Source organism: Pseudomonas sp. GL-B-12 (assembly GCF_019955895.1).
Lineage (GTDB): Bacteria > Pseudomonadota > Gammaproteobacteria > Pseudomonadales > Pseudomonadaceae > Aquipseudomonas.
Genome location: NZ_JAHBCX010000077.1, coordinates 60432 through 74024, shown reverse-complemented (window position 1 = coordinate 74024; position 13593 = coordinate 60432). Strand labels below are relative to the sequence as shown.

At 59.3% G+C, this 13593-nt stretch carries 14 protein-coding genes; 4 read left to right on the top strand and 10 right to left on the bottom strand.

Annotated elements, in window-relative coordinates:
• Nucleotides 1-128 precede the first annotated feature (128 nt).
• The 6 genes from flgE to KGA85_RS28860 all read right to left on the bottom strand — a co-directional run bounded on the left by flgE (nucleotide 129) and on the right by KGA85_RS28860 (nucleotide 5140).
• Entirely contained in the window at nucleotides 129-1445 is a 1317-nt protein-coding gene (gene flgE / locus KGA85_RS28885; protein ID WP_317848680.1) for a flagellar hook protein FlgE, read from the bottom strand.
• Between the two features lie 31 nt (nucleotides 1446-1476).
• Complete coding sequence (gene flgD, locus KGA85_RS28880; protein ID WP_223456082.1) at nucleotides 1477-2199, bottom strand: flagellar hook assembly protein FlgD; 723 nt, start codon at nucleotides 2197-2199, stop codon at nucleotides 1477-1479.
• A gap of 15 nt (nucleotides 2200-2214) precedes the next feature.
• Complete coding sequence (gene flgC / locus KGA85_RS28875; RefSeq protein ID WP_223533005.1) at nucleotides 2215-2658, bottom strand: flagellar basal body rod protein FlgC; 444 nt, start codon at nucleotides 2656-2658, stop codon at nucleotides 2215-2217.
• A gap of 3 nt (nucleotides 2659-2661) precedes the next feature.
• Entirely contained in the window at nucleotides 2662-3069 is a 408-nt protein-coding gene (flgB, locus tag KGA85_RS28870) for a flagellar basal body rod protein FlgB (protein WP_007988729.1), read from the bottom strand.
• 265 nt (nucleotides 3070-3334) lie between these two features.
• A complete protein-coding gene (cheR, locus tag KGA85_RS28865; protein WP_223543572.1) occupies nucleotides 3335-4162 on the bottom strand; it encodes a protein-glutamate O-methyltransferase CheR in 828 nt (275 codons plus the stop codon).
• A 45-nt stretch (nucleotides 4163-4207) separates the two neighbouring features.
• The gene (locus tag KGA85_RS28860; RefSeq protein ID WP_008051531.1) at nucleotides 4208-5140 is read right to left on the bottom strand and encodes a chemotaxis protein CheV; all 933 of its coding nucleotides are present in this window, start codon (nucleotides 5138-5140) and stop codon (nucleotides 4208-4210) included.
• An 83-nt stretch (nucleotides 5141-5223) separates the two neighbouring features.
• Between KGA85_RS28860 and flgA the strand changes: the two genes are divergently transcribed.
• The 4 genes from flgA to KGA85_RS28840 all read left to right on the top strand — a co-directional run bounded on the left by flgA (nucleotide 5224) and on the right by KGA85_RS28840 (nucleotide 7831).
• Nucleotides 5224-5982, top strand: a complete 759-nt coding sequence (gene flgA / locus KGA85_RS28855) for a flagellar basal body P-ring formation chaperone FlgA (protein WP_223534293.1) — start codon at nucleotides 5224-5226, stop codon at nucleotides 5980-5982.
• A 167-nt stretch (nucleotides 5983-6149) separates the two neighbouring features.
• Nucleotides 6150-6476 (top strand): flagellar biosynthesis anti-sigma factor FlgM, encoded by a 327-nt coding sequence (flgM, locus tag KGA85_RS28850; protein WP_223456079.1) that lies wholly within the window; start codon nucleotides 6150-6152, stop codon nucleotides 6474-6476.
• Between the two features lie 48 nt (nucleotides 6477-6524).
• Nucleotides 6525-6992, top strand: coding sequence for a flagella synthesis protein FlgN (locus KGA85_RS28845; RefSeq protein ID WP_223456078.1), 468 nt, complete (start codon nucleotides 6525-6527; stop codon nucleotides 6990-6992).
• Nucleotides 6993-7084: 92 nt separating this feature from the next.
• Nucleotides 7085-7831 (top strand): flagellar brake protein, encoded by a 747-nt coding sequence (locus KGA85_RS28840; protein ID WP_223456077.1) that lies wholly within the window; start codon nucleotides 7085-7087, stop codon nucleotides 7829-7831.
• 65 nt (nucleotides 7832-7896) lie between these two features.
• On the opposite strand, the gene KGA85_RS28835 is transcribed toward KGA85_RS28840, so the two are convergent.
• The 4 genes from KGA85_RS28835 to KGA85_RS28820 all read right to left on the bottom strand — a co-directional run bounded on the left by KGA85_RS28835 (nucleotide 7897) and on the right by KGA85_RS28820 (nucleotide 13069).
• Entirely contained in the window at nucleotides 7897-9267 is a 1371-nt protein-coding gene (locus tag KGA85_RS28835; protein ID WP_223456076.1) for an MFS transporter, read from the bottom strand.
• 62 nt (nucleotides 9268-9329) lie between these two features.
• Nucleotides 9330-10574 (bottom strand): glutamine synthetase family protein, encoded by a 1245-nt coding sequence (locus tag KGA85_RS28830; RefSeq protein ID WP_223456299.1) that lies wholly within the window; start codon nucleotides 10572-10574, stop codon nucleotides 9330-9332.
• A 201-nt stretch (nucleotides 10575-10775) separates the two neighbouring features.
• Nucleotides 10776-11468, bottom strand: a complete 693-nt coding sequence (locus KGA85_RS28825; protein ID WP_223456075.1) for a sensor histidine kinase — start codon at nucleotides 11466-11468, stop codon at nucleotides 10776-10778.
• Nucleotides 11465-13069: a tetratricopeptide repeat-containing response regulator gene (locus tag KGA85_RS28820; RefSeq protein WP_223456074.1), complete on the bottom strand. Its 1605-nt coding sequence runs from the start codon at nucleotides 13067-13069 to the stop codon at nucleotides 11465-11467. The genes KGA85_RS28825 and KGA85_RS28820 overlap by 4 nt, the downstream gene beginning before the upstream one ends.
• Nucleotides 13070-13593: the final 524 nt, after the last annotated feature.

Here is a 13593-nt window from a genome sequence, read left to right as displayed (position 1 = left end):
GTGACGATGCGTGCGAAAACGCCCACGCAAACACCAATGCCGGGCACGGAGGGCCACGGCGCGTGCATTAAACAAGAAAGCCCCTAAAAGAGGAGCTTTCCGTTACAGCTTTTTACAAAGCATCGGTATCAGGTCATCTGAATGATGGTCTGCATGATGGTGCTCTGGGTCGAAATGGTCTTGGCGTTCGCCTGATAGTTGCTCTGGCCCTTGATCAGGTCCACCAGTTCGTTGGTCAGGTTGACGTTGGACTCTTCCAGGGAGTTGGACTGGATGGAACCCAGGGTGCCGGTTTCCGGCGCGTCATAACCCGGGATACCCGATGCGAAGGTTTCCTTCCAACTGGTCCCGCCGATCGCTTGCAGGCCTTGCTCGTTGGTGAAGCTGGCCAGCGCAACCTGGCCGATGGCCTTGTTCTGGTTGTTGCTGAAGTTAGCGAACAAGGTACCGGTGCCGTCGATGGTCAGGTTAGTGATCTGGCCAGTGGCGTAACCGTCCTGAGTCGGGATCGAACGGGCGGTGTCTGCGTTGTACTGAGTGGTCTGGGCCATTGAAATGGTAATACCGGCCGGGTTCGCCGAAGCACCGTTAGGCGTGAAGACACCGTTGGTTACATTGCCTGGTACCCAGCCGGTGAGCTTCAGGTCACTGCGGATCACCGGACCTGGCGGAGTGCTGACTTGAGTCAGCTTGCCAGTGGAGTCAAAGGTCATGGTGGAAGCCACCGGCGCGGTGGTTTTCGGATCGCTACCGGTAGCATCCGGGTTACGACCGTTCACCAGGGTGTAGACCTTCCAGATGTTGGCACTGGTTTTCACCACGTACTGATCCATGGGGTGCATGTTGCCTTGGCTGTCATAGATCGGCGTGCTGAACGACTTGGTGTAGGTCGCGGTATTGGTCGGGTCAAACTTGCCCGCCGCCACTGTGTCGTCGATCACCGGAGCCGTCGAGTTCAGGTTGATGGTCGAGGTCACCAGCGAAGTGGACTTCGGTGCCAGGTTCGAAGTGTCGATCTTCAGGTCGGTCAATACGCCGTTGATGATCTTGCCGTTGGCATCCACACCGTAGCCTTGCAGACGCGAGGTGTAGTCGGTGTTGGTGATGTAACCATCACTGTTGACCTTGAACGTACCGGCACGGGTGTAGGAAATCGAGCCGTTGTTGCTCAGGGTGAAGAAGCCGGAACCGTTGATGCCCATGTCCAACACGTTACCGGTGTTGTTGATGTCACCCTGGGTGAACTGCTGGGACACGTTGGCTAGGCGCACACCGTTACCGATGACCTTGCTACCGGTGCCCAGGCGGGTCGCCGAGTACACGTCTTCGAATTCTGCGCGGGACGATTTGAAACCGGTGGTCGCGACGTTGGCGATGTTGTTGCCGGTCACGTCCAGTTGTTTATTGGCTGCATAGAGACCGCTAAGGCCGATATTGAAAGACATCATCCACTCCTTTGTGCCGTGTTAGTCGGCTCTACATACCAATGGTTTGTACTTTGGACAGGGCAACGCTGCCCAGCCCGGCCAGATTGAGCATCAACTCACCGCCGGTCTGGCTGATGGTCACGCTGTTGACGGTCGCGGGCAGGTTGGTGATCAACGCGACGGACTGGCCATCGATCGTGCTCGTGGCGCCGAAGGTGTAGGTGCCCGCAGGTACCGTCTCACCCGCATCGTTCTTGCCGTCCCAGATGAAGCTGGCATTGCCGGCCTTCTGCGAACCGAGGTCGATGGTGCGCACGGTCTTGCCGTCGGCGTCGGTGATCTTCAGGGTGGCGGACGCCACCGAAGACGGAACGACCACCGTGCCGCTGAGGCTCTTGGTGGTATCAACCACGGCCTTGTCGCCCGGCGCGATGACCGAACGCCCCACCAGCGACGATGCCTGCAAGGCCTGGGACGAGTTGTAGTTGCTGGCCAGGCCGGTCACGGTGCTGTTGAGCGTGGTGATGCCTTCCAGGCTGCTGAACTGCGCCAACTGGGCCACGAACGCGCCGTTGTCCTGGGGCTCCAGCGGGTTCTGGTTTTTCAGCTGGGTCACCAGCAACTGCAGGAACGCATCCTTGCCCAGGGCCTGGTTACCCGTGGCGCTGCCGGTTGCCGACGCGAGGCCGTCAGTCGTGGTGCTGGTCTTGATCGAAGAGTTGGCCAGGATGTCGTTGAGGCTCAAACCACTGGTGGAATCGGTAACACTCATCTGAATCGCCCCTTATCACTGACCGAGGGTCAGGACCTTCTGCATCATGGTTTTGGCGGTGTTCATCATTTCGGCGTTGGTCTGGAACGAACGGCTCGCGGAAATCATGTCGGCCATTTCTTCCACCACGTTGACGTTCGGGTAATAGACGTAGCCCTTGGCATCGGCCGCTGGATGGTTCGGCTCATAGCGCGCTTCAAGATTGCTCTGGTCTTCGACCACACCCAGCACCTGAACGCCCTGACCGGCGGCGTCCTCGCTCTGGAACAGCGAGTCGCTGCCGCCGTTCTGCCCGCCCTGGAACATGGTGGCGAATACCGGGTGACGCGCACGGTAGGTCTGGTCGATGCTCGACGAGACCGTCTCGGCGTTGGCGATGTTCGAAGCGACGGTGTTCAAGCGCGTGGTCTGCGCACTCATGCCGCTACCGGCAATGTTGAAAACACTGGACAGAGACATGGCTTACTCTCCACGCAGGGCTGACACCAGCCCTTTGAATTTACTGTTGAGCAGGGTGAAGCTGGCCTGGAAGCCAATCGCGTTTTCCGCGTAGTTCGACTGTTCCAGCTGGGCGTCCACGGTGTTCTGGTCGATCGACGGTTGCATCGGGGTGCGATACAGCAACGACTCGTCGCCATTGCCCAGGCCTTCAGCTTCGATGTGACGGCTGTTGGTCATGTTCAAGGCGAAGGTGCCGTTTTTGGTTTTCTCGTTCTGCTCGGCGAGCACTTTCGAGAAGTCCAGGTCCCGAGCCTTGTAGTTCGGGGTATCGGCGTTGGCGATGTTGTTGGCCAGGACTTCGGCACGCTGGGCGCGGAAGCCCAGGGCTTGTTCGTGGATACCGAGCGCTTTATCGAAGCTGATGCTCATGTCGGGAAACCTTCGGGTGACCTGATTTTTCGTAGGATCAACTTAGCAAGCCCCATGCCAATTCAAAAAACCCCGGAAACCGGGGCTTTGCCGGCCATGGCAACGCGGTAATGCCAGAAAAGCGGCAACGGTTTTCCGCCGGATGCCGCTTTTCTGCCGCTTGATCCACTTTCGAGAACACCACCTAACAACTGTGGGAGAGATATTGCGGACAAAAAAACGGGAGCCCCTGAGGGGCTCCCGTTTTTTGACAACACCAACGAAATCACTTCGCCTGGTAAATGATCCCCGGGCTGCACTGGACCATCTGGTAATGATCCGGCAAACCGTTCAACGCTTCGGAAGCACCGAGGAACAGGTAACCGCCCGGCTTCAACGTGCTGTGGATACGCAACAGGATGTCCTTCTTCACCTCGGCGGAGAAGTAGATCAACACGTTGCGGCAGAACACGATATCGAACTTGCCGAGGCTCGCGTAGCTGTCCAGCAGGTTGAAGGAACGGAATTCCACACGGCTCTTGATCGGCGCCTTGATCGCCCAGCGCCCCGGCCCTTTCGGGTCGAAATAACGCTGCAGGCGCTCGGGCGACAGACCGCGGCCGATGGCCAGGCTGTCGTACTCGCCGGTCTTGCAGTAGTTCAGCATGGTACCGGACAGGTCGGTGGCAATAATCTGCACGCCCATCCTCAACTGGCCCAGGTTGACCCGCTCGAACTCGTCGATGGACATCGACAGCGAATACGGTTCCTGGCCCGACGAACACGCCGCCGACCAGATGCGCAGGCGCTGGCCGGGACTGGCCTTGATCGCCTCGGGCAGAACCTTGTTCTTCAAGACTTCAAACGGGTAGGTGTCACGAAACCACAGGGTTTCGTTGGTGGTCATGGCATCCACCACCTGCTCGCGCAAACCGCTGCGCGGTTGGGTCTGCATGCGCTGAACCAACTCCCCCAAAGACTTGATGCCTTGCTGTTCCATCAGTTTGTTGAGACGGCTGGAGACCAGGTACTGCTTGTTTTCACCGAGCAAAATGCCACAGGCTTTTTCCAGGAATACCCGGAACTGTTCGAAATCCAAATTACCCGTAGACAATGATGCCGCCTCTTAAATCGTGTTGACTGCCAGGGGTGCGAATCCCTAGCTGATATCTGCTGCTTTGATCCGGTCGACTACCCGGGATGCCAGGTCATCAGGACGGAACTTGGCCAGGAAGTCATCGGCACCGACCTTCTTGACCATCGCCTGATTGAATACCCCCGACAACGAAGTGTGCAGGATGATATGAAGCTTTTGCATGCGCGGGTCGTTGCGGATTTCCGCCGTCAGGGTGTACCCGTCCATCTCCGGCATCTCGATGTCGGAGATCATCATCAGGAACTCTTCTTCCGGCTTCTTGCCCTCGTCGACCAGTTTGCGCAGGTAGTCCAGCGCTTGCCGACCGTCGTTCAGCGCCACCACTTCGACGCCGACCGTTTGCAGGCAACGCGTGACCTGCTTGCGTGCCACCGACGAGTCGTCGACCGTCAGCACGCGCAACGAAAGCGCCTTGTGCTGGGTTTCGACATCCACCACACCGACTGAAATCGCTTCAGGCGTCGGTGCCACTTCCGCCAGCACCTTCTCGACGTCGATGATCTCGACCAACTGATTGTCGACTCGCGTCACCGCCGTCAGGTAGTGATCGCGCCCGGTGCCCTTGGGCGGCGGATGGATCTCCTCCCAGTTCATGTTGACGATGCGCTCCACCGAGCGGACCAGGAAACCCTGGGTCTTGGTGTTGTACTCCGTGATGATCACGAAGGGATTGTGCTTGTCCTTCAACGCACCGGAGCCGGTCGCCATCGCCAGATCAAGGATCGGGATGGTCGCCCCCCGGATGTTCGCCACGCCGCACACGACAGGACTGGACTTGGGCATCAGCGTCAGTTTGGGGCATTGCAGCACCTCCCGAACCTTGAACACGTTGATCCCGTACAGCTGCTGGCCGTCGAGACGGAACAACAACAGCTCAAGGCGATTCTGCCCCACCAGTTGCGTGCGCTGGTTTACCGAATCCATTACACCAGCCATGCCCAGACTCCTACACCAACGCCAAGTGTTGTTGCGACGCGCCTTCATCACTAAACGGCACGGCGCTTGCTTTTTTAATCGTTATGAACACAGAACCGACATTTTTCCGACGCCTGACCACACCCTGCCGAAAATTGCTCGGTGTGCTGGCGGCTGTTTGCCTGTTCAACGCTGGCAGCCCTGCCCTTGCTGACGCGGTTACCTTGCCTGACATGCTTATCGGCGTCACTCAGGGCTTTCTTGAATTCACCGTAGAAGACTATCTGGCTACCAGCCAAACGGAAGGTCGCTACGAGATCCAGGTCAACCAACTCGATCCGCGCATGCACATGCCCATGTGCGACAAGGAATTGACAGCAACGCTTGAGAGTCCCAAGCCGCTGGGACGGGTTACGGTCAAGGTTCGCTGCGAGGGCGTTTCCCCCTGGACAGTGTTCGTGCCCGCTCAAGTCCGCCTGTTTCGCGAAGTCGTGACCAGCGCCCGGCCACTGCGCCGCGCAGCCATTGTCGAGCCTGGGGACGTGGTCCTGCGCGAGCGCGATATCAGCCTCACCAGCCAGGGCTACCTGACCTCCCTCGATCAGGCGATCGGACAGCGACTGACCCGACCAATGGTCGCCGACCAGGTGATTACCCTGGTGCATATCGAACAGGCAGAAGTCATCCGCAAGGGTGATCAGGTGGTGATTACCGCCCGCAGCGGTACGCTCAGCGTGCGCATGCCGGGCGAAGCGCTGTCAAACGGCAGCCTGAGCGAACAGATCCGGGTGAAAAACCTCAACTCCCAGCGAGTCATCAAGGCGCAGGTCATCGCGCCGGGGCAGGTGGAAGTGTCCATGTAAGGCTCGCTATTCATCAGAATGTGGCGCTTGCCGCGGCTGTTCCCTAGACTGTGTTCCAGGCACGGCAAGCGCTGGCGCGCGCAAGGTTCATTGATAAATGGGCCTAAAGTTTTCCAGGGAATGGCCGAAACCATGGCAAGCGTCCAAATTCCCAGAGGTTTTTTATCATGGTCATCGATTTCAGCCGATTGAACAGCTCCTCGTCCCTTACGGGCAGTACACGTACCAGCGCCAGCAAGGAAAGTGCCGAGGCCGGCAAATCTGCGCCGCTGGAGTCCGCGGCCGAACCGGCCGGTACCGTCAAAAGCGGGGAATCGGTACATCTCAGCAATGAGGCTCAACAGTTGCAGAAGGTCACTGACAAGCTGCGCGATCAGCCTGCCGTCGACAACGCCCGCGTGGCCGAGTTGAAAGCAGCGATTGCCGATGGCAGCTATAAAGTCGACAGCAACCGTGTAGCCAGCAAACTGCTCAACTTCGAAGCCCAGCGCTAGGCCACCGCCGGCGCCAGGCTTTTGGACGCTTAAAACCCAAGGCCAGCCATGCACGACACTCATTTACTGCAACTGATCACCGACGACTTTGCCCCAGCGCAACACCTGCTGGAATTACTGCAGACCGAATCCCTCGCATTGCATGGCCGCGACATGCCATTGCTCGAGAACATCCTGGCGCAGAAACAGGCATTGGTCGTTTTGCTCGAACAGCATGGCCGCAAGCGCAGTGAAGTCCTCGCCAGCCTCAACCTGCCGACCAACCGCGGCGGTCTGGAGCAATTGGCCGGCCAGTCGAGCATTGGCGAGCAGTTGCTGGCGCAAAGTGACGTGCTGACCGATCTCCTCGCCCAGTGCCAGGCCATCAACGCCAACAACGGCCAGTCGATCCTCACTCAGCAGGCCGCTACGGCCACCCAGCTGAAAATCCTCACCGGCGGTGAAACCCCGGCGCTTTACGATGCCAGCGGAACATTCTCCAAGCTTGCCAAGCCGCGCCCGCTCAGTCAGGCATGAGCCGGTCAATGCCCCCGCTCTATCAAGACGCGCAACATACTGGCAAACTGCCAGACTGCCGTAGTCAAATTTTGTCTGGAGATTGATTAACCGTGTCCAATGCCTTATCCGTGGATGATGCTCCGCAGCCACCCAAGGTGCTCTCCACGCCCTTGGAAATCTCCAGCAACCTGCGCCAGCTGCTCGAAAGCCATGACCCGCTGATCATCACATTCCACGAGCGCAGCCAGCGCTTCCAGAGCTATCTGGTGGACCTGGACCGTGACAGCAACATGATTGCCCTGGACGAAATGATTCCCCGTGATGGCGAGCGCTACCTGCTGGCGGGCGAACCGTTCAGGGTCGAAGGCTTCCACGAAGGTGTACGCATTGCCTGGGAAAGCAACGGCCGGTTGAACATCGACGAATCCGCTGGCAGCCGCTGCTATCGTGGCGCCCTGCCCGACGAAGTGGTGTACCACCAGCGCCGCAATGCGTTCCGCGCCGCGCTGAAGCTGGCACAACTGGTCAACGTCAACCTCGACGGCGAAAAACTCAAGGCCCCCATCAGCGGCAAGCTGCTGGATATTTCCGCTACCGGCTGCAAACTGCGCTTCGACGGCGACATCACTGGCAGCCTGCAACTGGGCCAGGTGTACGACCGCTTCAGCGCCGAACTGCCCTTTGGCAAGATGACCGCGCCGGTCGAGTTGCGTTATCTGCACTTCGAAGAAAAGATTTCCACCACCTTCGCCGGCGTTCGCTTCCACAACATGAGCGGGTTGGTGCAGCGTCAGGTCGAACGCTTCGTCTATCAGTTGCAACGCGAAGCACGTCGCTTCGACAAAGACGACATCTGATGGAGCGTCAACAAAAAACGGGCAGTCCCTTGCGGTGACTGCCCGTTTTTTTTGTGCCCCCGGTTTTAAGGCCTGGCCTCGGTAAAGCTTTGCTCGCGCCCCGAATCAGGGTCTTCTGGCGGTTGATCGGTTTCTGATTCGGATTCAGGTTCGGCTGACGGCTCCGGATTCACCGGATTGCACATCTGATCCTGCACCACCTGCTCATCGACCCGAGGATCCAGCGCCGCCACCAGTGGCGAACTCGTCATATTGTCCGGCATGGCCACGTGATGCAGCGGTGCGTCGTCGACCTGATGCAGGTTGGTCACCGCTTTCGGGCGAATCCGCCATACCAGCACCAACGCAAAGAAGCTGAAAAACGCGTAGAGCATCTGGCTGCCGAACAGCTTCATCAGCACGCCTGCCACCAGCGGCCCGATACTCGCACCCACGCCATAGGTCACCAGCAACATTGCCGTCAGGGACACCCGACGATCGCCTTCGACGTGGTCATTGGAGAACGCCACCGCCAACGGATACAGGCAGAACTGCACCAGCGAACAGACGAAACCGGCGATAAACAGAACCTCCAGCGGCACCTGCGGCATGATCGCCAGCGGCAGTGCAGCCAGGGCCAGGCTGAACGCGAAGCTGCGAATCAACACGGCCCGATCGTAGCGGTCGGACAACCAGCCCAACGGCCACTGCACCAGCAGCCCGGCAAAAATGCAGCTACCCATGAACAGACCGACCTGCTCCGTGGACAATCCTTGCTGCGAGGCATACAGCGGTGCCAGACCGTAGAACGAACCGACGATCAGGCCTGCCCCGAGCACCGTGCTCAATGACTGCGGCACGCGCTTGATAAAGAACCGTGGCTCCATCGGCGCCGGATGCATGGGTGCCGGGTGGATCCGCCGCGTCAGGGCCACCGGCACCAGACACAGGGCGAAACACAGGGCGACCAGCATCAGCAGCTCCAGCCCCAGCGCCGGATGCATGACCAGAATCAGTTGCCCCATCACCAGGCCCAGGTAAGAGGCGATCATGTAACCGCTAAACACCAACCCGCGCTGCTTGGCCTCGGCCTGTTCGTTCAGCCAGCTCTCGATCACCATGTACTGGCACATCATGCCGAGGCCGACGATCACCCGCAGGAACAGCCAGGCCGGCAGCCAATCGATCAGGCCATGCCCCAACACCGCCGCGCCGACAATCCCGGCACAGGCCGAGTAGGCCCGGATATGCCCGACCCGGGCAATCAACCGGTGACCGATCTTGCCCCCCAGCACCAGGCCGAAGTAGTTGGCGGCCATCAATGCACCGACCCACAGGCTGTCGACATGGTCGGCCGCCAGGCGCAGGCCCAGGTAAGTACTCAACAGGCCCGAGCCGATCAACATCATCAGCGAGGCGAAATACAGCGCCCGAAAGGATTTCCAGATTTGGCGCAACGAGCGGCTCCTTGCAGTGAGAATCGGCTACCGCTAAACGATAGCCGGATGTCGACGGATCGTCAGGCCTGGGTCGCTAACACACGACGCTCCCAGGGAGTAATTTCATCATGGAAACTGCTCAGCTCCAGGGTCTTCGAAGCGATGTAGCCTTCGATGAATTCCGCGCCGAACAGTTCCTTGGCCAACTGGCTACGTTTCAGACGCTCCAGTGCCGCATGCAAGGTACACGGCAACGAAAGATTGTCCGGCACTTCGAACTCACCCTGGATCGGCGCGCTCGGTTCCAACGCGTTCTCGATGCCATGCAAGCCCGCCGCCAGGCTTGCGGCAATCGCCAGATACGGGTTGGCATCGGCCCCCGGCAAGCGGTTCTCGACTCGACGGGCCACCGGTAAACTGGCCGGAATGCGCAGGCCGGCCGCCCGGTTGTCGTAGGACCAGCAGGCATTATTCGGTGAGGCGTAAGGGTGGCACAAGCGCTGATAGGAGTTCACGTTCGGCGCAAACAACGCGGTGAAGTCGGCCATGCAAACTTGCTGACCGGCAATGAAGTGGCGGAAGGTCGGCGTCTCCTGCCCCGCTTCATCACTGAACACGTTACGCCCTGAATCGATCTCGACCACGCTCTGGTGGATATGCATTGAACTGCCCGGCGTATGCGGCAATGGCTTGGCCATGCACACCACGCTCAGGCCGTGCTTGAGGGCAACTTCCTTGAGCAAGTGCTTAAACAGGAACGTCTGGTCGGCCAGCAACAGCGGATCACCGTGCAGCAGATTGATCTCGAACTGGCTGACACCCATTTCGTGCATGAAGGTATCGCGAGGCAACCCCAACGCAGCCATGCATTCGTAGACTTCATTGAAGAACGGCCGCAAGCCGTTATTGGAACTGACGCTGAACGCCGACTGACCATCTTCGCGACGACCGTCCAGCCCCAGTGGCGGCTGGAACGACTGAGTCGGGTCGGTGTTAGGCGCAAAAACGAAGAACTCAAGCTCCGTCGCCACCACGGGCGCCAAGCCACGGGCTGCGTAACGGGCAATCACGGCCTTGAGCTGACCACGGGTCGACAGGCTGGAGCTGGTGGTGGTGCCCAGTTCATTCGCGTCGCAAATGGCGAAGGCCCGCGGTGGATGGCTCCAGGGCAAGCGGTGGATTTGTGCTGGGTCCGGGATCAGCGCCAGGTCGCCATCATCGCTGCCGTAAAACCGCGCCGGCGGATATCCGCCCATGATGCATTGCAACAGCACGCCCCGCGCCATCTGCAGACGTCGACCGTCGAGAAAGCCCTCGCAGGTCATCACTTTGCCCCGTGGAACGCCATTCAAATCCGGCGTGACACATTCAACTTCATCAATGCCCGTCAATCGCTGCGCGAGTGAACTCAGGCCAACGGTCCTCATGACGCTATCCTTGTTATTGCGCGGGCCGCGAACGGCGACCGTACAAAATAGGCTCCGCGTGTTCGGAATTTCAAGCAGCGTCGAAAAATATGCTGCCTGTCAGGGCAGGTAAAGGCGGAACACCCCACCGCCCAACGGACCACCATTGCTGATTTCGGTACGCCCTCCCACGCCGTTGCGTTGATGCAGCGCGGCAATTCGCCCGGCAAAGTACAGGCCCAGCCCGGTGCTGCCGGTGCTTTGATTGATGCCCTGCACGTAATCGGCCTGACGTTCGAGCATCTGAGCCGGGTATCCCTCGCCATCGTCATTGATGGTCAACACCAGTTGCCCGGCTTCGTCGCTGACGCTGATCAAAACGGCATGCCGTGCAAAGCGAATGGCGTTGTTGATGCAGTTGGCCAATACCGACGCGATCAACTCACGGTCGAAGAAACCCAACGGGCTCAACGGGTCCACTTCAAAGGTGGCCATGATGCCGCGGCTGGCGAACACCTCCTGATGGCATGCCAGTTGCGCTTCGATGAAGTCGTCCAGTTCATGGTAGGCCGGTTGCAAGGGCATCTGATTGACGCCGAGCTTATACAGCCCCAGCAACTGCACCAGCATGCCGTTGAGGTGGGCGAACTCGAAGTCGATCACGCCCTGCTCCGGTGTCTGCTGCGCCGGCTCCGGCAATCGCGCCAGCCACTGGCTGTGGGCCTGCATCAGCATGGCCAGCGAGTTCTTCATGTCGTGCACGGTAGAGGCGATCACCGTGGAGAAATCCAGTGCCTGTTGGTTGTCGTTCATTGGCCAAACGCCTTGCTTTTCAGCTTCTGGTAACGCGGATAGCGCGCGTCGGAGTCGGGCATCAGGCCGACCATTTTCAGGCAGGTCCGGCATTCTTCCAGCTCCGCCGAAGGAGCGCTGGTATCGGTGCCATGCAACAACGATTGCGCCATGTTCAGGGCGATACTGATGTTCTTCGGCTGCATCGCCAGGGCTTTGCGGAATACCTGCCGGGCCTCCACCAGGTTGCCGGTCTTGTACACGCGCACACCCTGGCGGTTGAGTTCCGCGGCGGCGTTGCCGGAGTTGAGGATGCTCGGGTCGTCGGTCTGCTTGGCGATGTCCTTCATGACCACCGGATCGTCGCCGTAGATTTCCACGCAGTTTTTCAGCATCGCGGTACCGGCCTCGGTCTGCCCGAGCATTTTCAGCTGCTTGGCCACCAGCAAGGCCGCTTCGGCGCTCATGAATTGCTCCATGCCATCCAGGCGCAACAAGGCTTGCTCGGTGAGCTTGTCCGCCGTCTCGGCATCGTTGAGCAACAGGCTGGTGGCCTTCATCAGGCGCGCGCGGATTTGCAGGCCCGGATCGGAGGGATTTTCCTTGGCCACGGCGCTCAATGTGGTGTTGATTTCCAGTCGGGTCCGCGTGTCCAGGCCCCGTTCGCTGCCCTTGCTGATCAAGGCGTGGGCCAGGCCGAGATTGCTCTCGGCATCCTTGAACCGAGACTGCGCGCCCTGGCTCACGGCCTGGCGATAGGCCTTGGCCGCCGTGTCGAAGTCCTCGTTGGTCATCGCCAGCTTACCGAGCAACGCTTGCCGGCGCACCGCCAGCGGCGACAGACGAATCGCCTCTTCCAGAACGCGCTGTGCACCCTTGGTGTCCCCTTCGGCGACCAGCACGTCAGCCATGCCGTCATACAGCGACGGCATCATCGGGAAGACTTTCAGGGCTTTCTCATAAATGCCCTTGGCCTGCCCGACCTGACCGCGCTTGAACAGCAACTTGCCCAACCCGGCAAACGCCCATGGCAACGGGCGGTCGGCAATGATGCCGTCATAGAGGCGCTCCAGCGCTTCGTTCTGATTCAGGTCGCGCAGAGCATCGGCGCGATAGCGCAGGCACAACGGCGAGTAACGAATATCTTGCTTGCACAGGGCGATGCAGGCGTTGAGCACTTCCATCGGCTTGCCGCGGTCAAGGGCCTGCAGGATCGGCTTGAGCAGGGTCTTGCGCTGCTCCAGGCGCTCCAGGCGCTGGGCCAGGCTGGATCGGTTGAACGGCTTGGTCAGGTAGGCATCGGGTTCATGCTCCAGCGCGCTGAGCACCATGGCCTGGCTGGTTTCGGCGGTGACCATGACGAACACCGCTTCATGGCTGATCAGCTTTTCTTCCATCAGGTCTTCGAGCACCTGCTGGCCATTCTTCTTGCCGTCGCCCAGGTGAAAGTCCTGCAGGATGAAGTCGTACTGCTTCTGCGAGCACATTTTCAGCGCCTGCTCACCGGTATCGGCAGTGTCCACTTCCTTGACGCCCAGTTCGCGCAGCATCGACCTGACCGAACTGCGAAAGTCCGAGAAATCATCGACGATCAGAAAACGCTTTTGGTGATACGACAGCATCGAAGATTTCCAGGCAATTTAAGAAGAAGAACCCAAAGACAAATGCACGGACGGACTCAGCTTCGCAGCCCTTGATTTGGCGCGCAGATGATAATTGGTGGCACTAGGCTATCAAACACCTTCGCATAGACTATGAGCCCCCATGCCGACCGGAAGAGACCAACAAGTCCCTGACTGCCCGGGTTATCGGCCAGCAACAGCGTTCCCTTGAGAACCTTCCCCAATGCTCATTCTGAATATGTGAAGGCGTTACTGAGAACGAGACCTCGCGCACAAAAAAAACCCGCCGAATCATTCTTCCGGCGGGGCTTTTAGGGCAGTGGCGCGGGCATCAGGTGTTATCTCAAATCCGCAGGACGGGAGCGGCCAGAGCTACTCACTGATTTCCCCAAACTCTGGCTGGCAGGTGGCTCGGCCAGGCAGGTATCGCCGATAAATTGACTAAACCAAAATTAGTACTCCTAAGTGCACACCATTCGTCGATTAATTGACGATTGCAACCAGGATCAGACCTTGGCCACTGG

What these genes read in the sequence shown, in the direction of transcription:
- KGA85_RS28860 (WP_008051531.1), bottom strand. Translation starts at nt 5,140, where the DNA reads ATGGCTGGTGTAATGGATTCGGTAAACCAGCGCACGCAACTGGTGGGG.
- flgB (WP_007988729.1), bottom strand. Translation starts at nt 3,069, where the DNA reads ATGAGCATCAGCTTCGATAAAGCGCTCGGTATCCACGAACAAGCCCTG.
- flgD (WP_223456082.1), bottom strand. Translation starts at nt 2,199, where the DNA reads ATGAGTGTTACCGATTCCACCAGTGGTTTGAGCCTCAACGACATCCTG.
- flgC (WP_223533005.1), bottom strand. Translation starts at nt 2,658, where the DNA reads ATGTCTCTGTCCAGTGTTTTCAACATTGCCGGTAGCGGCATGAGTGCG.
- flgM (WP_223456079.1), top strand. Translation starts at nt 6,150, where the DNA reads ATGGTCATCGATTTCAGCCGATTGAACAGCTCCTCGTCCCTTACGGGC.
- KGA85_RS28830 (WP_223456299.1), bottom strand. Translation starts at nt 10,574, where the DNA reads ATGACCTGCGAGGGCTTTCTCGACGGTCGACGTCTGCAGATGGCGCGG.
- flgA (WP_223534293.1), top strand. Translation starts at nt 5,224, where the DNA reads ATGAACACAGAACCGACATTTTTCCGACGCCTGACCACACCCTGCCGA.
- KGA85_RS28845 (WP_223456078.1), top strand. Translation starts at nt 6,525, where the DNA reads ATGCACGACACTCATTTACTGCAACTGATCACCGACGACTTTGCCCCA.
- KGA85_RS28820 (WP_223456074.1), bottom strand. Translation starts at nt 13,069, where the DNA reads ATGCTGTCGTATCACCAAAAGCGTTTTCTGATCGTCGATGATTTCTCG.
- KGA85_RS28825 (WP_223456075.1), bottom strand. Translation starts at nt 11,468, where the DNA reads ATGAACGACAACCAACAGGCACTGGATTTCTCCACGGTGATCGCCTCT.
- flgE (WP_317848680.1), bottom strand. Translation starts at nt 1,445, where the DNA reads ATGTCTTTCAATATCGGCCTTAGCGGTCTCTATGCAGCCAATAAACAA.